The following is a 17,408-nucleotide window of genomic DNA, read 5'->3' as shown; positions in this document are numbered from 1 at the left end:
AGCCCTCAGGACGCTCGCGCGGTCCGACGTGATGATGAAGATAGGCTATCCTTACCAACATGGTCAACCCCACCGCCCCGATCACGTCGGCGCCCCGTCGTCCCGGTCGTGGCGTCCGCGATGTCGGACAATCTGGCCGCATGGCCGGAACGCGTCTCGCACGTCCGGTCGGTAGAGTCAAGAGGATGAGCGGTCTGGGAGATCTCGAGCGCGCGGTGATGGACAACCTGTGGTCCAGCGAATCGCCGCTGACTGTGCGACAGGTGCACGCTGCGCTGTCCCGCGACCGCGATCTCGCCTACACGACGGTCATGACGGTGCTGCAGCGTCTGGCCAAGAAGAACCTGGTCACCCAGATCCGCGACGACCGCGCGCACCGCTACTCCCCGACCCACCCCCGCGAGGACCTCGTCGCCAGCCTCATGGTCGACGCCCTCAGCGAGGCGGACGAGTCGACCTCACGACATGCGGCACTCGTGTCGTTCGTCGGTCGTGTCGGTGCCGACGAAGCCGCGGCCCTGCGCCGCGCCCTCGACGAGTTGGAAGCGGCCCGTGGAGACTCCGACCGCTCCTGACGGCAGCCCCGTGATCTGCCGGTCGACCACCGACCGGCAGGTATCCTCGGTGTCGTCCGGACCGACGAACCGGGCCGCCCCGACGCGACATCCGGGGCGATGTCGACCCCGCAGTGAGGACGGCCGATGACCGCCGCGGCGTTCGGACTGATGGCCCTCGTCCTCGTCGGCCCCGTCCCGGACCGCCTGTCCCGTGCCACCTGGCCGCTGCACGCGCCCCGCGCGGCGATGGCGCTCTGGCAGGCCATCGCTCTCGCCGCGGTCCTGTCGGCGTTCAGCTGCGGACTGGCGATCGCCGCCGGCCTGCTCGTCCCGGGCCCCGACGGCCGACCGACGACCAACCCGCTCGACGAGATCGACTCCCTGGGCGTCGTCCTGTGGTCGGTGTACGTGGCCGTGTTCCTGTTGACGCTGTGCATCGGCGCGCGACTGATGTACACCGTGGTGCGCGTGGGTGTCCGCACCCGCGCCCGCCGGGCCGCGCACCGCACCCTGATCGACATCCTCGACCGCCTCGACCGGCGCGAGTGCGACGGTGCACTCCGCGGACGGGACGTGCGGATGCTCGCGGTCCAGCAGCCGATCGCCTACTGCCTGCCGGGTCTGCGGCAGCGTGTGGTGCTCAGCGAGGGCGTCGTCGCCCGCCTCTCGCACGACGAGCTCGCCGCGGTCATCACCCACGAGCGTGCGCACCTGCGCGCACGGCACGACCTGATCCTCGAGGCGTTCATCGCGGTCCACGAGGCATTCCCGCGCTTCATCCGCAGCCGGTCCGCACTCGGCGCGGTCCAACTGCTCGTCGAGGTCCTCGCCGACGACCACGCCGTGCGTGCGACCGGCCCCACACCGCTGGGGCGTGCTCTGGTCGCCTGCGCCGACTCCGTCGCACCGCGCGGAGCGCTCGCGGTCGGCGGGCCGACGACCCTCACCCGGGTCCGCCGGCTCACCCGCGACTCCCCTGCCCGGTGGCCCTCCCTGGCCGCCTACGCCGCCGCCGCGGGCATCCTCGTCCTGCCCACCCTGGCGGTGGCGATCCCCTGGCTGACCGAGTTGAGCCGCCTGGTCACGGCGTGACGGACCGATCCCACCCTCCTCGGAGAAGTCCGCACCGACGACACGTCCTAGGCTGAGGACATGACACAGACCTCGGGTGACTCCTCGACGACCGCACGCGCCCAGATCGGCGTGACAGGACTGGCCGTCATGGGGTCCAACATCGCCCGTAACCTCGCCCGCCACGGACACACGGTGGCCCTGCACAACAGGACCACCGCGAAGACCGACGCCCTGCTCGAGAAGCACGGCGACGAGGGTGATTTCGTCCGCACCGAGACGATGGAGGAGTTCGTCGCGGCGCTGGAGAAGCCGCGTCGGGTGCTCATCATGGTCAAGGCCGGCGACCCGACCGACTCCGTGATCGGCGAACTGGCCGATCTGATGGAGGACGGCGACGTCATCATCGACGGCGGCAACTCGCTCTACACCGACACGATCCGTCGGGAGAAGGAGTGCAGCGAGCGCAACCTCAACTTCGTCGGCGCCGGCATCTCCGGTGGCGAGGTGGGCGCGCTCGAGGGCCCGTCGATCATGCCGGGCGGCCCGAAGGAGGCCTACGAGTCCCTCGGCCCGCTGCTGGAGTCCATTTCGGCCCACGTCGACGGTGAGCCCTGCTGCACCCACATCGGTCCCGACGGTTCCGGGCACTTCGTGAAGATGGTGCACAACGGCATCGAGTACGCCGACATGCAGCTCATCGGCGAGGCCTACGACCTCCTGCGCCGCGTCCTGGACCTGGACACCGACAAGATCGCCGACGTGTTCCGCGAGTGGAACTCGGGCGACCTCGAGAGCTACCTCGTCGAGATCACCGCCGACGTGCTGTCGCAGAAGGACGCCGAGACCGGCAAGCCCCTCGTCGACGTCATCGTCGACGCGGCCGGCCAGAAGGGCACGGGCCGCTGGACGGTGAAGTCCGCCCTCGACCTCGGCGTGCCGGTGACCGGCATCGGCGAGGCCGTGTTCGCCCGTGCGCTGTCGAGCTCGCTCGACCAGCGCGCCGCCGCCACCGACCTCAAGGCGGGCACCATCGGGGAGAAGCCCACCGATGCCGACGCGTTCGTCGCCGACGTCCGTGCCGCGCTCTACGCGTCGAAGGTGGTCGCCTACGCCCAGGGGTTCGACCAGATCCGCGCGGGCAGCGAGGAGTACGGCTGGGACGTGCACCCCGGCTCGATGGCCACCATCTGGCGCGGCGGGTGCATCATCCGCGCGCAGTTCCTCAACCGGATCCGCGACGCCTACGACGAGGACCCCGACCTGAAGAGCCTCCTGCTGGCGCCCTACTTCCGGGACGCCGTCGAGGAGGGCGTGGAGAGCTGGCGTCGCGTCGTCACCACGGCGGCCGGTCTCGGCATCCCGGTGCCGGCGTTCGCGTCGTCGCTGTCGTACTACGACGGCCTGCGGTCGGAGCGGCTCCCGGCCGCCCTCACCCAGGGACTGCGCGACTACTTCGGCGCGCACACCTACCAGCGGATCGACAAGGAGGGCACGTTCCACACACTGTGGAGCGAGGACCGCTCCGAGGTGGAGGCCTGAGACACCGCCGTGCGTTTCCTCGACGGACACAGCAGCACAACCGACCTGACCTATGACGACGTCTTCGTCGTCCCGGGTCGCAGCGACGTCGCCTCCCGGTTCGACGTCGATCTGACGACCTCGGACGGTTCGGGGTCCACCATCCCCATCGTCGTCGCCAACATGACGGCCGTCGCGGGCAAGCGGATGGCCGAGACGGTCGCGCGGCGCGGCGGCATCGTCGTCCTGCCGCAGGACCTGCCCGCCGCGGCGGCCGCGGAGTCGATCGCGACGGTCAAGAGTCGCGACCTCGTCGCGGACACCCCCGTGACCCTCGGACCCGACGACGCGGTGTCCGACGCCCTCGCACTGCTGCCCAAGCGGTCACACGGAGCGGTCGTCGTCGTGGGCGGGGACGGACGTCCGATGGGTGTCGTGACCGCCGAGGCGTGCGTCGGCGTCGACCGGTTCGCCCGACTGTCGGAGATCCTCGACCCGGCGATCGTGTCGCTCCCCGTCGACACGGACCCGCGCGCCGTCTTCGACGCCCTGTCCGACCAGCACCTCGGGCTCGCCGTGCTGACAGCGCCGGACGGTGCGATGGTGGGCGTGCTCACCCGCACCGGTGCCGTGCGCGCGGGCATCTACACCCCCAACACCGACGGCCACGGCCGGTTGCGGGTCGCCGCGGCGATCGGCATCAACGGTGACGTCGCGGGCAAGGCTGCCGCGCTCGCCCACGCGGGTGCCGACCTGCTCGTCGTCGACACCGCACACGGCCACCAGGAGAAGATGATCGCGGCCGTGCGAGCCGTCGCCGAGGCGGATCTGGGTCTGCCCATCGCCGCCGGCAACGTCGTGTCGGCGCAGGGCACGATCGACCTGCTCGACGCGGGGGCGTCCATCATCAAGGTCGGCGTCGGACCGGGTGCCATGTGCACCACCCGCATGATGACCGGCGTCGGCCGGCCGCAGTTCTCCGCCGTCGCCGAGTGCGCGGCGGTCGCCCGTGAGCGGGGTGCGCACGTCTGGGCCGACGGCGGCGTCCGCCATCCCCGTGACGTGGCGCTCGCACTGGCCGCCGGCGCCTCGAACGTCATGATCGGGTCCTGGTTCGCCGGGACCCACGAGTCACCCGGCGACCTGCACCACGACACGACGGGACGCGCCTACAAGGAGAGCTTCGGCATGGCCTCGAAGCGGGCGGTCGCCGCCCGCACCGTCGGCGACGGCGCGTTCGACCGTGCTCGCAAGGGACTGTTCGAGGAGGGCATCTCGAGTTCGCGGATCCTCCTCGACCCGGCCCGCCCGGGCGTGGAGGACCTCATCGACCACATCTGCTCCGGCGTGCGCAGCACCGCGACGTACGTCGGTGCGCGCACCCTCGACGAGCTGCACGAGCGCGTCGTGCTGGGGGTGCAGTCGGCCGCCGGATTCGCCGAGGGACGCCCGCTGCCCACCGGATGGTGACGGCGACGTGCAGATCCTGATCCTCGTCGCGAGCCTGGTCGGGTTCCTCGCACTCACCCTGGGGACGGCACTCTTCGTCGCGGCCGAGTTCTCCCTCACCGCGCTCGAACGGTCCACCGTCGACGCCGACCTGGAGTCCCGCGACGACCGGCGCGCCCGGCAGGTCGCGCGGGCGCATCGGACGCTGTCCTTCCAGCTGTCCGGCGCGCAGCTCGGCATCACCATCACCACCCTGGTCACCGGCTACATCGCCGAGCCGGTCCTCAAGCAGCTCTTCGATCCGGCGTTGAGCGCACTCGGTGCGTCCGACCATCTCACCGGTGTGCTGTCGGTGGTGCTGGCCCTGGTGATCGCGACGTCTCTGTCGATGGTGATCGGCGAGTTGATCCCCAAGAACGCCGCGATCGCGCGACCCCTGCCGACCGCGCGCGCCACCGCGGGTCCGATGGTCGGGTTCTCCACGGTGTTCTCCTGGGCCATCAAGGGCACGAACGGCACCGCCAACTGGGTGGTGCGACGACTCGGGATCGAACCCGCCGAGGAGTTGCGGTCGGCGCGCTCCCCCGAGGAACTGGGGTCGCTGGTGCGCAACTCGGCCCGGGAGGGGGCCCTCGACCAGGGCACCGCGATCCTGGTCGGCCGATCCCTGCGTTTCGGCGAGCGCACCGCGGAGGAGCTGATGACCCCGCGCTCGACCGTCGAGGCGCTCGACGAGACCGCCGACGTCCGCGACCTCATCGTGGCCGCCTCACAGACCGGTTTCTCCCGCTTCCCGATCGTCGTCGACGGCGATCTCGACAACATCCGCGGCTTCGTCCACATCAAGCAGGCGTTCACGCTCCCGGTCGCACAGCGCCGCTCGACGACCCTCGGCGAGATCGCCCGCCCGGTGCCCGTCGTCCCCGACAGCCTCGACGGCGACACGCTGATGGCCCGCATCCGGGGCGACGGCATGCAGGTCGCCGTCGTCGTCGACGAGTACGGCGGCACTGCGGGCATCGTCACCACCGAGGACCTCATCGAGGAGATCGTCGGCGACGTCACCGACGAACACGACGACGAACAGGCCGACGTCCAGCGCTCCGACGACGGGTGGATCTGTTCGGGACTGCTGCGGATCGACGAACTCGCCGCGGCGACCGGCTACAGCGCACCCGAGGGCGACTACGACACCCTCGGCGGCCTGGTCGTGGCACTGCTCGGCCGTATCGCCGTGGAAGGAGACGTCGTGGCGCTGCCCGAGCGCCACGAGCTCGAGGAGGAGTCGGGTCCCGATCCGGCCCCGCCCGCACCTCGCCTGCAGGCCCGGGTGGTGCGCATGGACGGACGTCGTGTCGACGTGGTGGCCATCGCCGCGCTCGCCGACGACGCCCTCCCCGCCGAGGACGCATCCGCCGAGGGGGACCGACGATGAACGACTGGCTCGGGGTCGTCGCCGCCGTGGCGCTGCTCGCCGGCAACGCGTTCTTCGTCGGCGCCGAGTTCTCCCTCATCTCCGCACGCCGCGATCGCCTCGAGACCCTCGTCGACCAGGGCAAACGACGGGCACAGACGGTGATCCGAGCAGGTCAGGACCTGTCGCTGATGCTGGCCGGCGCGCAGCTGGGCATCACGATCTGCTCGATCCTGCTGGGCCGGGTCGGTGAACCCGCGATCGCGCACCTCATCGAGTCGCCGATGGATCTGCTGGGTGTCCCCGACGCCCTGCTGCACCCCATCGGCTTCACGATCGCGCTGATCCTGGTGGTGGCGCTGCACATCCTGCTCGGCGAGATGGTCCCGAAGAACATCGCGCTGGCCGGCCCGGAGACCTCGGCGATGCTGCTGGTGCCGGTGCACCTGGCGTGGATACGCCTCGCGAAGCCGTTCATCGCCTTCTACAACCTCGCCGCGAACCTGTCGCTGCGGCTGCTGCGGATCGAGCCCCGCGACGAACTCGACGCGACCGTGTCGGCGGGCGAGCTGGCCCAGATGATCGGCGAGTCCCGCGAGGAGGGACTCATCGACGCCCAGGAGCACGAACGGCTGACCCGCGCACTGCGCACGGCCGGTCGCACGGTCTCGGAGGTCGCGATCCCCCTGCAGGACCTGCGCAGTGTCCGCGCCACCGTCGACCCCGCCACGGGCCGATCCGGCCCGACGCTGGGATCGGTGGAGCGTGCGGTGTCGGAGACGGGCTTCTCCCGGTTCCCGGTCCGCGGCGCCGACGGCACCTACACCGGATACCTGCACCTCAAGGACGTGCTCGACGAGATCCTCGACGAGAGCGTCGGACCGGACACGATCATCGGGGCCGACACCATCCGGCCGCTGCCGGTCATCTCCGGTGACACCTCCCTGGACGAGGCGACCGCCGCGCTGCGCCGCACGAGCGCCCACCTCGGGACCGTCGTCGACGGCAACGGCCGGACCACGGGTGTCGTCGCGCTCGAGGACCTCGTGGAGGAGTTCGTCGGCACCGTCCGAGACGAGACCCACCGGATATGACGGTGCTGCGCATCGAGGAGTGGACGGCACGCGCGACGGCGCACATCGCCCGCGTCGACGCCCTGCTGCAGGCACATCCCCGCCATCTCCCCGACGGGTCCGACCATCCGGTGTGGCAGTTCCTGTTCCGCTACTACAGCCACAAGCCCGCCCGTCTGCGTCGGTGGCATCCGGGTTTCGGCGTCACGCTCCCGGCCGCGGCCGAGCACCGCGGATGGCCGCACTACGTGTCGACCGACGAAGGCGTCACCGTCGGCGACGAGCACCTCCACGCGCGGCAGGACACCATCGCCCACGTCGCCCGCCTGCTCTCCGCCACCGCGGCGCGCACACCCCGGTGGGACTGCCTCGGCCTGCACGAGTGGGCGATGGTGTACCGCGACAGCGATCTGCGACGCCACCGGATCCCGCTGCGGCTGTCCCCCGACGAGACGGACCGCGTCGTCGAACGGCAGGGGCTCCGGTGCACCCACTTCGACGCCTTCCGGTTCTTCACCGACGACGCCCGCGGGCGCAACACACGGGAACTGACGCGGGCGACGCAGGTGGCGACCGAGCAACCGGGCTGTGTGCACGCCGGGATGGACCTCTACAAGTGGGCGACCAAACTCGAGGTGCTCGTCGGGTCCGCGGTCGTCGTCGACGCCCTCGCGGTCGCGTTCGACCTCCGCGAGCTGGACATGCGGGCGAGCCCCTACGACCTCGCCGACCTCGGGTTCGCCCCGATCGCGATCGAGACACCGCGGGGTCGTGCCGACTACGTCGCCCGCCAGCGTTCCCTGGCCGACCGCGCGGCCGTGGTCCGTCGTGACCTGCTGGCGCGATGCGAGGAGCTGACGTCAGCCGCCACCACGGGCGACCGCCTCCCTACCGCTGAGTAGCATGGATGCCCGGATCACAGCGAGGGCACCAACGGTGTCGGCAACCAACGAAAGAGGAGCCATGACCGAACGCGTCACCGTCGGCGGGGTGCAGGTCGCCACCGTCCTGCACGACTTCATCACCACCGAGGCCCTGCCCGGCACCGGTGTGGACGCCGACGCGTTCTGGGACGGCGTGGGCCGCATCATCACCGATCTCACCCCGCGCAACCGGGAACTCCTCGCCGTCCGCGACGAGATGCAGAGCAAGATCGACGACTGGCATCACCGGAACCCGGAGATCGACGCCGCCGCCTACAAGGCGTTCCTGCAGGAGATCGGGTACCTCGTCCCGGTTCCCGAGGACTTCCAGATCGGCACCGAGAACGTCGACACCGAGATCACCAGCACCGCCGGTCCGCAGCTGGTGGTGCCGGTCCTCAACGCGCGCTTCGCGCTCAACGCGTCCAACGCGCGGTGGGGATCGCTCTACGACGCGCTCTACGGCACCGACGTCATCCCCGAGACCGACGGCGCCGAGAAGGGCAGCTCGTACAACAAGGTCCGCGGCGACAAGGTCATCGCCTACGCCAAGGACTTCCTCGACGGCGCCGTCCCGCTGGAGAGCGGTGCGTGGTCCGAGGTCACCCGCCTCTCGGTCGACGGCTCCGCCCTCGTCCTGACCCTCGGCGACGGTTCCACCTCGCTCGCCGACCCGTCGGCGTTCGCGGGATACCTCGGCGACGCCGGCTCCCCCACCGGGATCCTCCTGCGGCACAACGGTCTGCACCTCGAGGTACAGATCGACGCCGAGTCGCCCATCGGATCCACCGACCCCGCCGGGATCAAGGACGTCCTCGTCGAGTCCGCGATCACCACGATCATGGACTTCGAGGACTCGGTCGCGGCGGTCGACGCCGAGGACAAGGTGCTCGGCTACCGGAACTGGCTGGGCCTGAACAAGGGTGACCTCTCCGAGGACGTCACCAAGGGCGGCACGACCTTCACGCGCACCCTCAACCCGGATCGGGTGTACACCACCCCCGACGGCGGGGAGCTGACCCTGCCCGGTCGGTCGTTGCTGTTCGTGCGCAACGTCGGTCACCTGATGACGAACGACGCGATCCTCGACGCCGACGGCGACGAGGTGCCCGAGGGCATCCTCGACGCGATCTTCACCTCGGTGATCGGCATCCACGGGATGTCGGGTGACGGACGCCAGAACTCCCGCACCGGATCGATCTACATCGTCAAGCCGAAGATGCACGGCCCCGACGAGGTCGCGTTCACCGTCGAGTTGTTCGGCCGGGTGGAGGAGATCCTGGGCCTGCCCGCCAACACGCTAAAGGTCGGCATCATGGACGAGGAGCGGCGCACCACGGTGAACCTCAAGGCCTGCATCAAGGCCGCAGCCGACCGCGTCGTGTTCATCAACACCGGCTTCCTCGACCGCACCGGCGACGAGATCCACACCTCGATGGAGGCGGGCGCGGTCATCCGCAAGGCGGAGATGAAGTCGCAGACGTGGATCAAGGCCTACGAGGACTCCAACGTCGACATCGGCCTGCACGCCGGCCTGGCGCACCACGCGCAGATCGGCAAGGGCATGTGGGCCATGCCCGACCTCATGGCCGACATGCTCGAGCAGAAGATCGGCCACCCGCGCTCGGGCGCGACCACCGCGTGGGTCCCGTCCCCGACGGCGGCGACCCTGCACGCGCTGCACTACCACCAGGTCGACGTCTTCGAGCGTCAGGACGAGATCGCCAAGCGCGACCCGGCCTCCGTCGACGACATCCTGCAGATCCCCCTGGCCTCGGACACCACCTGGTCCGACGAGGAGCGCAAGCAGGAACTCGACAACAACTGCCAGTCGATCCTCGGCTACGTCGTCCGCTGGATCGACCAGGGCGTCGGTTGCTCGAAGGTCCCCGACATCCACGACGTGGCCCTCATGGAGGACCGTGCCACGCTGCGGATCTCGAGCCAGCTGCTGGCGAACTGGGTGCGCCACGGGATCATCACCGAGGAGCAGGTGGTCGAGTCGCTGCAACGGATGGCCGAGGTCGTCGACGAGCAGAACTCCGGTGACAGCGCCTACCGGCCGATGGCTCCGGACTTCGACTCCAGCATCGCCTTCCAGGCGGCCAAGGAACTCATCCTGTCGGGGACGTCGCAGCCCAGCGGCTACACCGAGCCGATCCTGCACCGGCGTCGCCGGGAGTTCAAGGCCGCGAACGCCTGAGGCCTGACCCATGGCCCGGCACCGCACGGACATCGCCCGCCGACGCGGCATCAGCCGCGGGTTGGCGGTGTCCGTCGCGGTGCTCGTCGTCGTGGTGGTGCTGGTCGTCGTCTGGGTCGTCCTGGGCCGCAACCTCCGCGACGACTCGACGGCCGCGGCGCGCACCTGCGTCGAGGGACCGGAGACCGTGTCCGTCGTCGCCGACGCCGGGATCGCCGAGCCGTTGTCCCGGATCGCCGCGGCCTACACCGCGACCCGCCCCGTCGTGCGCGACAAGTGCATCACCGTGCAGGTGCGTCCCGTCGACCCCAAGACGACACTCGACGGTCTGACGGGCACCTGGGACACCGCCTCGATGGGCGCCTACCCCGCGGCCTGGGTGCCGGCCTCGTCGGTGTGGAGTGCACAGCTGCTGACCGAGAAGTCGTCGGTGATCGACGGTGACCCCGAGTCGTTGGTGAGCTCCCCGGTGGTGCTCGCCGTGGCGCCGGAGTTCGCGCGGGCCGCCACCGGGAAGCTGTCCTGGATCGAGGTGCCGTCCCTCTCCCGCGACGACGACGGGCTCGCCCGGATCGGCCTGCCGGGGTGGGGTCCACTGCGGATGGCGCTGCCCGCGGGCCCACAGACCGATGCGACGGTGCTCGCGGCGCAGGCCGTGGCGACCGAGGTGAGTCGGGTGGGCACCGCCGGGATGACGGCCGAGGACGCGCGGTCGGCGCAGGTCACGTCGACGATCTCGGCACTGCGCGCGGCCGCCCCCACGTCGGTGGACGGCAGTGCGACACGGACCCTGCCGGAGATCGTCGACGGCGACGCGGCTCGCGCGCGGGTGCACGCCGTCCCGATCACCGAGCAGTCGTTGTACGCCGCGACCCAGGGCACCGGCGCGCCGCGGGTCGTCGAGTTCGTCCCGACCGGGTACACGGCGTCGGCCGACTACCCCGTCGTCGATCTCACCGGCCCACAGGTCTCGGCGTCGGCCGCCGAGACCGTCACCGCGTTCTTCCGGTTCGCCCGCACCCCCGACCGACTCCGCACGTTGACCCTGATGGGGTTCCGTGGTGCGGCCGAGCAGGCGCCACCGACGGCGGCGGTGGGATTCCCCGCCATCGAGACCCCCATGCCCGCGGGGGATCCCGCCGCGACCGCCGAGATCGCGCGGCAGGTCTACGCCGCCCGCTGAGCCCGGCCGGTGGGCCCGCGGACGGCCCGGCCGTCAGGCCTCGCTGAAGGCCGAGATCGGCGGGCAGCTGCACACCAGGTTCCGGTCACCGTAGACGCCGTCGATACGACGGACCGACGGCCACACCTTGTCCCGGGCGCCGCCGGAGGGGCGGCCGTTCGGGAACGCCGCCTGCTCACGGGAGTAGGGGTGTTCCCACTCCGACACCAGGCACTCCGACGTGTGCGGCGCGCCGCGCAACGGGTTGTCGTCGACGGTGAAGGTGCCGTCGGCGACCTGCTCGATCTCGGCACGGATGGAGACCATCGCCTCACAGAAGGCGTCGATCTCGTCGAGGTTCTCGCTCTCGGTGGGCTCCACCATGAGAGTGCCGCTCACCGGGAAGCTCATCGTCGGTGCGTGGAACCCGTAGTCCGCCAGTCGCTTCGCGACATCGTCCACCGTCACGCCGGTCGCCTTGGTGATGGGACGCAGGTCCAGGATGCACTCGTGGGCGACCCACCCGTTCTCGCCGGTGTAGAGCACCGGGAAGTGATCGGCGAGGCGGCGTGCGATGTAGTTGGCGGAGGCGATCGCCGTGAGCGTCGCCCGACGCAACCCCGCCGCCCCCATCATGCGGATGTAGGCATAGGTGATCGGCAGGATCGACGCCGAGCCGTACGGCGCGGCCGAGATGGTCATCGACCCGGGCAGCGCGTCGTCGAGAGGGTGTCCGGGCAGGAACTCCGCGAGGTGCTCCCGGACACCGATCGGCCCGACGCCGGGTCCACCGCCGCCGTGGGGGATGCAGAAGGTCTTGTGCAGGTTCAGGTGGCTGACGTCCCCGCCGAACCGGCCGGGCCGCGCGACCCCGACCAGGGCGTTGAGGTTCGCGCCGTCGACGTACACCTGGCCGCCGGCGTCGTGCACGGCACCGCAGATCTCGGCGACCTCGTGTTCGAACACGCCGTGCGTGGACGGGTAGGTGATCATGATCGCCGCCAGCGACTCGGCGTGCGTGGCGATCTTCTCCTTGAGGTCGGCGGTGTCGACGTCGCCGTTGGCGCGGCAGGCCACCACCACCACGCGCATCCCGGCCATGACGGCCGACGCGGCGTTGGTGCCGTGGGCACTCGAGGGGATGAGGCACACGTCCCGTGACTCGTCGCCGCGGCTCAGGTGGTACTTGCGGATGGCCAGGAGCCCCGCGTACTCACCCTGGGATCCGGCGTTGGGCTGCAGGCTGATCCGGTCGTAGCCGGTGATGTCGGCCAGCCACCCCTCGAGACGCCCGATCATGGTGCGCATGCCGACGGTGTCGTCGGCGGGCGCGAACGGGTGCAGGTCGGCGATGCCCGGCCACGTGATGGGCTCCATCTCCGCGGCCGCGTTCAGCTTCATCGTGCACGAGCCCAGCGGGATCATGCTGCGGTCGAGCGCGATGTCCTTGTCGGCCAGGCGACGCAGGTACCGCAGCATCGAGGTCTCGGTGCGGTACCGGTGGAACGCCGGATGGGTGAGGAACTCGCTGGTGCGCGACGGCCCGGCGGGCGACACGGTGACCGCCCATCCCCCATCGGCGTCGACCCCGAACGCGGCGAGCACCCCTGCGACGTCCCCCGCGGTGGTGGTCTCGTCACAGGCGATGCCGACGTGGTCGTCGTCGACGCGGCGCAGATTGATCCCCGCGTCGCGCTTGGCCGCCTCGACGACCTCGTCCGCACGGCCGGGGACCCCGGCCAGAACGGTGTCGAAGAAGGTGTCGTGGACGATCTCCACGCCGCCGCCGGCGAGGCGCCCGGCGATGATCGCGGCCAGTCGGTGCACGCGCTGCGCGATCGCGGTCAGCCCCTCCGGGCCGTGGTAGCTCGCGTACATGGCGGCGAGAACGGCGAGCAGCACCTGCGCCGTACAGATGTTGCTGGTCGCCTTCTCGCGGCGGATGTGCTGCTCGCGGGTCTGCAGCGACAGGCGATAGGCCAGGTTGCCGTCGGCGTCCTTCGAGACGCCGCCGAGACGGCCCGGCAACTGCCGGGCGTGCTGGGTGTGCACCGCCAGGTAGCCGGCATGCGGCCCGCCGAAGCCCATGGGGACCCCGAAACGCTGTGTGGTGCCGAAGCAGGCGTCGGCACCCTGCTCCCCCGGCGGGGTGATCAGCGTCAGCGCCAGCAGATCGGCACCGACCGCCACGAGGGCATCGCGGTCGTGGGCGGCGGCGATGATCGGGGCGAGGTCGACGACGCGACCGGACGCGCCCGGGACCTGCGTCAGCACACCGAAGAAGTCACCGTCGGGCAGGCCCTGCGTGAGGTCGGCACGGACCACCTCGATGCCCAGCGGCTCGGCGCGGGTCTCGATGATCGCCAGCGTCTGCGGGAACACGTCGGCGTCGACGACGAACCGCGGTGAGCGGTTCTTCGTGGCGCGACGCAGCAACGTCATGGCCTCCGCCGCCGCCGTGCCCTCGTCGAGCATCGATGCGTTGGCGACGTCCATCCCGGTGAGGTCCGAGACCATCGTCTGGAAGTTGAGCAGCGCCTCGAGACGCCCCTGGCTGATCTCCGGCTGGTACGGCGTGTACGCGGTGTACCAGGCGGGGTTCTCGACGATGTTGCGGCGCAGCACGGCCGGGGTGTGGGTGCCGTAGTAGCCCAGCCCGATCATCGAGGTCGCGGCGGTGTTCTGCGACGCCAGGTCGGCGAGTTCGGCGAGCGCCTCGACCTCGGTCGCGGCGGGAGGCAGCGCCTCCAGGCCGGTCGCGTCGGCCGGATCGGCGATGGACGAGGGCACCACGCGAGTGGCGAGGTCCTCGAGGGTGTCGATGTCGAGCGCCGTCAGGATGCGGTCGAGATCATGCGCGTCGGGACCGATGTGACGGTCGGCGAAGCGATCGGCGACGTCGTCGAAGCGGTGGGTGGCGGACAGACGATCGGACACGGGTGGACCTCCCCTGGGCGCGTCCGGAGCACGCCGGACAGCGATCGGTCCTCCCCCTCTGTCCTGCCCGGTCGAGACGGGCGCCTGAGAGATTGAGCCGCGGGGAGCGGCCTTTCACCGTGGGCGGACGACGCGGACGTCGTCACTTTCCAGAGACGTCGGGATGCGGCACGGTCCCTGGTGCCTGAGAGATTGACGGAGAGGTGTTGCTCCTTCGGCGGACGCGACCGGTGGGTCGCGACACTCTCCCATGCCGCTGCGACGTGGTGGCGAGTTTACCCCGTGCGACGTGCGCGGGTCTTCCGGCGGGCGGCGAGCTCGTCCTCGGGGGCCGTCTCGCTGACCGCGCCGTCGGCCCGTTCACCCGGGAAGTCGGCGATCGTCCCGGACAGCTCACGCATCGCGCCGGCGACGGCGATGCCGAAGACTCCCTGCCCGCCCTGCAGGAGGTCGACGACCTCCTCGGCCGAGGTGCACTCGTACACGGTGGTGCCGTCGGAGAAGAGGGTGATCCGAGCCAGGTCCTCGACACCGCGTTGCCGCAGGTGATCGACCGCGACGCGGATGTTCTGCAGCGAGATGCCGGTGTCCAGCAGACGCTTGACGATCTTCAGGACCAGGATGTCCTTGAACGAGTAGAGCCGCTGGCTGCCGCTGCCCGCCGCGCCGCGGATCGACGGGACGACCAGCGACGTGCGCGCCCAGTAGTCGAGCTGTCGGTACGTGATGCCGGCGATCTGGCAGGCACTCGGCACGCGGTAGCCGACGAGGTCGTCGGGGACGGTGTCGTTCGGGAAGACGCCGGGGGCGACGTCGTCGAGGGTCCCCTGCTGCGGCCGCATGACCGGTGCCGACTCGGGCCGGGTCGCGACATCTGCGGCGGTGTCCGGGCCCTGCGTGTGTGGCTCGTCGCCCACGGCGTGCTCCTGGAGATGACGGGGTCTGTCCTCGGTGCGGTCTGAGAGGACGGATGGCGTCGGTGAACACCATCGGTGCAACTCAGGGTACCCCTGCGACCCGACCCTGGGTGGCGTCCCGCGATGTGCGGGATTCGAGGGGAACGCTATGGCGCCGCGACGCGCCGATCAACGCGACTCGCCCGTCCGGAAAGTCTCGATCTCAGGTCGAGGGTGAACCGTGACCGCGGGGTGACGCTCCCGTGACCGAGCACGCCTGAATCGACGGTCAGGCTCCGCCTGCATCGACGGTCAGGCTCCGCCTGAGGCCTTGAAGTCGTCGGGCGAGATCGTGTCGAGGAACTCCTTGAACTTCTCGACCTCGTCCTCCTTGACCTCCTCGGAGTCCGCGGACTCCTCGTCGGGGATCACCAGACCGGCCTCGGTGAGGACGCCCTCCTCGGCGATGATCGGCACCTCGGCGCGCATGGCGACGGCCACCGCGTCCGACGGCCGCGCCGACACGCGCAACTCGCCACCGAAGATCATCTCCGCGTAGAACGTGCCCTCCTGCATGTCGACGATCCGCACCTCGACGAGTTCCTGGCCGAACGCCGCGACGAGGTTGACGATCAGGTCGTGGGTGAGCGGGCGGGGCGGTTCGACACCCTTCTGCTTCAGGGCGATCGACGCGGCCTCGCTCTGGCCGATCCAGATGGGCAGGTACCGCTCGCCGTCCACCTCGCGCAGCAGGAGGACGGGCTGTCCCTGCGGTGGTTCCACACGGATCCCGACGACGTGCATCTCACCCATGGTCATTCTCCCGCCTGACGAACGACGCGCCTGTCGAACAGCAGCGACCGGCACGTGGTTCCGCATGCCGGCCGATCACGATCGACGCTACACCTCGCGGGCGCGACCCACCGGGTGCTCGCGGGCCTCAGTCGAGGGCATCGCGCACAGCGGCTTTCACCAACTGCGTGTGCAGGGTCACCGTCAGCGCGGCCACCTCGCGGGTGAGTTCCTCGGCACGATCGCGGGCGCCGGCACCCTTGCTCTTGGCGATGGGGTTGGCGATCTGGGCGACCAGACCGGCCTCCCGGTCGGCGGAGACCTTGAACGCCCGCAGGTGTCGCGCCTCGAGTCCGTAGTCGGCCAGGGCCGCGGCCGCCTCCACCAGACGCACCGCGTCCTCGTCGAAGAAGCCACCCGGTCCGGGCGTGAGCAGTCCCGCCGACAGCAGCTCGGTCACGAACTCGGCATCTGCCCCGGTGCGCTCGATCAGCGACTCCCGCGAGACACGACCGCCCGAACTCTCGAAGTCCATCGCAGGGGCGACCCACGATCGCGCCGTCGACAGCAGCCGTGGCGTGCCGGGGTCGACCCGTTCACCGCGGTCGATCGCGTCGAGCTGGTCCTTGATCACCTTCAGCGGCAGGTACCGGTCGCGCTGGGCGGTGAGGACGAAGCGCAAGCGCTCGCAGTCGTCACCGGTGAACCGCCGGTATCCCGACGGGGACCGCTGCGGCGTGATCAGCCCCTCGGCCTCGAGGAAACGGATCTTGGAGATGGTGACGTCGGGGAAGTCCGGCCGGAGCCGGTCGAGGACGGTGCCGATCGACATCGACCCCTCCTGTGCTCCCGACCTGCCGCCCGCAGCGGGACGGCCGGCCCCGTCACCCGTGGACGGCGCGGTCACGGCGGACTATCCGGCCGCCGACGATCCGTCGCCGGAGGGGCCGCTGAGGAACACGAGACGGAACTTGCCGATCTGCACCTCGTCGCCGTTGGCCAGGACCGCCGAGTCGACGGGCTCCCGGTTCACGTAGGTGCCGTTGAGGCTGCCCACGTCGACGACCTGGAACTCGTTGTCGGCGAGGCGGAACTCGGCGTGACGACGGCTGACGGTGACGTCGTCGAGGAAGATGTCACTGTCGGGGTGACGCCCGGCCGACGTGGTGCTCTGGTCGAGCAGGAACCGCGAACCCGCGTTCGGTCCACGCTTGACGACGAGCAGTGCGGTCCCGGGCGAGAGACGTTCGACGGCGGCCTCGGCGGTCTCGGTCGTCGTCCCACCGGACGCGTCGAGTTCCTTGATGAAATCGGCGCGGAAGACCGACGTCGTCTCCACCGGCGCGTCGTAGTCCTTCTCGTTGTCGCTCACCAACCACTCCTTCTCGAGTCTCTCGTGACCCAACGGTG

At 70.5% G+C, this 17,408-nt stretch carries 14 protein-coding genes and 1 riboswitch; of the genes, 9 read left to right on the top strand and 5 right to left on the bottom strand.

What is annotated here, in order from left to right; translation table 11 throughout:
- Window positions 1-185 precede the first annotated feature (185 nt).
- The 9 genes from ACXVUM_RS16230 (at window position 186) to ACXVUM_RS16190 (ending at window position 11,394) form a co-directional block, all read left to right on the top strand.
- Entirely contained in the window at window positions 186-575 is a 390-nt protein-coding gene (locus ACXVUM_RS16230) for a BlaI/MecI/CopY family transcriptional regulator (RefSeq protein WP_458522965.1), read from the top strand.
- Between the two features lie 126 nt (window positions 576-701).
- Window positions 702-1,649 carry a M56 family metallopeptidase gene (locus tag ACXVUM_RS16225; protein ID WP_458522964.1) on the top strand — a complete coding sequence of 316 codons (948 nt, stop codon included), beginning with the start codon at window positions 702-704 and terminating at the stop codon, window positions 1,647-1,649.
- Window positions 1,650-1,709: 60 nt separating this feature from the next.
- Entirely contained in the window at window positions 1,710-3,170 is a 1,461-nt protein-coding gene (gene gndA, locus ACXVUM_RS16220; RefSeq protein ID WP_458522963.1) for an NADP-dependent phosphogluconate dehydrogenase, read from the top strand.
- A gap of 9 nt (window positions 3,171-3,179) precedes the next feature.
- Entirely contained in the window at window positions 3,180-4,619 is a 1,440-nt protein-coding gene (guaB1, locus tag ACXVUM_RS16215) for a GMP reductase (RefSeq protein ID WP_458522962.1), read from the top strand.
- Between the two features lie 7 nt (window positions 4,620-4,626).
- Complete coding sequence (locus ACXVUM_RS16210) at window positions 4,627-6,033, top strand: hemolysin family protein (RefSeq protein ID WP_458522961.1); 1,407 nt, start codon at window positions 4,627-4,629, stop codon at window positions 6,031-6,033.
- On the top strand, window positions 6,030-7,106 hold the full coding sequence (locus ACXVUM_RS16205) for a hemolysin family protein (protein ID WP_458522960.1): 1,077 nt from the start codon (window positions 6,030-6,032) through the stop codon (window positions 7,104-7,106). Before ACXVUM_RS16210 ends, ACXVUM_RS16205 begins: the two co-directional genes overlap by 4 nt.
- Window positions 7,103-7,987: a 3-methyladenine DNA glycosylase gene (locus ACXVUM_RS16200; protein WP_458522959.1), complete on the top strand. Its 885-nt coding sequence runs from the start codon at window positions 7,103-7,105 to the stop codon at window positions 7,985-7,987. The genes ACXVUM_RS16205 and ACXVUM_RS16200 overlap by 4 nt, the downstream gene beginning before the upstream one ends.
- A 61-nt stretch (window positions 7,988-8,048) precedes the next feature.
- Complete coding sequence (locus ACXVUM_RS16195) at window positions 8,049-10,211, top strand: malate synthase G (RefSeq protein ID WP_458522958.1); 2,163 nt, start codon at window positions 8,049-8,051, stop codon at window positions 10,209-10,211.
- 10 nt (window positions 10,212-10,221) lie between these two features.
- A complete protein-coding gene (locus ACXVUM_RS16190; RefSeq protein ID WP_458522957.1) occupies window positions 10,222-11,394 on the top strand; it encodes a hypothetical protein in 1,173 nt (390 codons plus the stop codon).
- 33 nt (window positions 11,395-11,427) lie between these two features.
- Here ACXVUM_RS16190 and gcvP read toward each other — a convergent pair whose 3' ends face one another.
- The 5 genes from gcvP to garA all read right to left on the bottom strand — a co-directional run bounded on the left by gcvP (window position 11,428) and on the right by garA (window position 17,370).
- Window positions 11,428-14,310: an aminomethyl-transferring glycine dehydrogenase gene (gene gcvP, locus ACXVUM_RS16185; RefSeq protein WP_458522956.1), complete on the bottom strand. Its 2,883-nt coding sequence runs from the start codon at window positions 14,308-14,310 to the stop codon at window positions 11,428-11,430.
- 161 nt (window positions 14,311-14,471) lie between these two features.
- Window positions 14,472-14,571, bottom strand: a riboswitch (glycine riboswitch).
- Between the two features lie 14 nt (window positions 14,572-14,585).
- Entirely contained in the window at window positions 14,586-15,227 is a 642-nt protein-coding gene (locus tag ACXVUM_RS16180) for a MerR family transcriptional regulator (protein ID WP_458522955.1), read from the bottom strand.
- Window positions 15,228-15,518: 291 nt separating this feature from the next.
- Entirely contained in the window at window positions 15,519-16,019 is a 501-nt protein-coding gene (locus tag ACXVUM_RS16175; RefSeq protein ID WP_458522954.1) for a bifunctional nuclease family protein, read from the bottom strand.
- A 127-nt stretch (window positions 16,020-16,146) separates the two neighbouring features.
- Complete coding sequence (gene ftsR / locus ACXVUM_RS16170; RefSeq protein WP_458522953.1) at window positions 16,147-16,830, bottom strand: transcriptional regulator FtsR; 684 nt, start codon at window positions 16,828-16,830, stop codon at window positions 16,147-16,149.
- Window positions 16,831-16,911: 81 nt separating this feature from the next.
- Entirely contained in the window at window positions 16,912-17,370 is a 459-nt protein-coding gene (gene garA / locus ACXVUM_RS16165; RefSeq protein WP_458522952.1) for a glycogen accumulation regulator GarA, read from the bottom strand.
- Window positions 17,371-17,408: the final 38 nt, after the last annotated feature.

The organism is Williamsia sp. SKLECPSW1 (genome assembly GCF_054332755.1).
The sequence above is the reverse complement of the archived record's forward strand: the minus strand, read 5'-3'. Positions and strand labels throughout refer to the sequence as shown.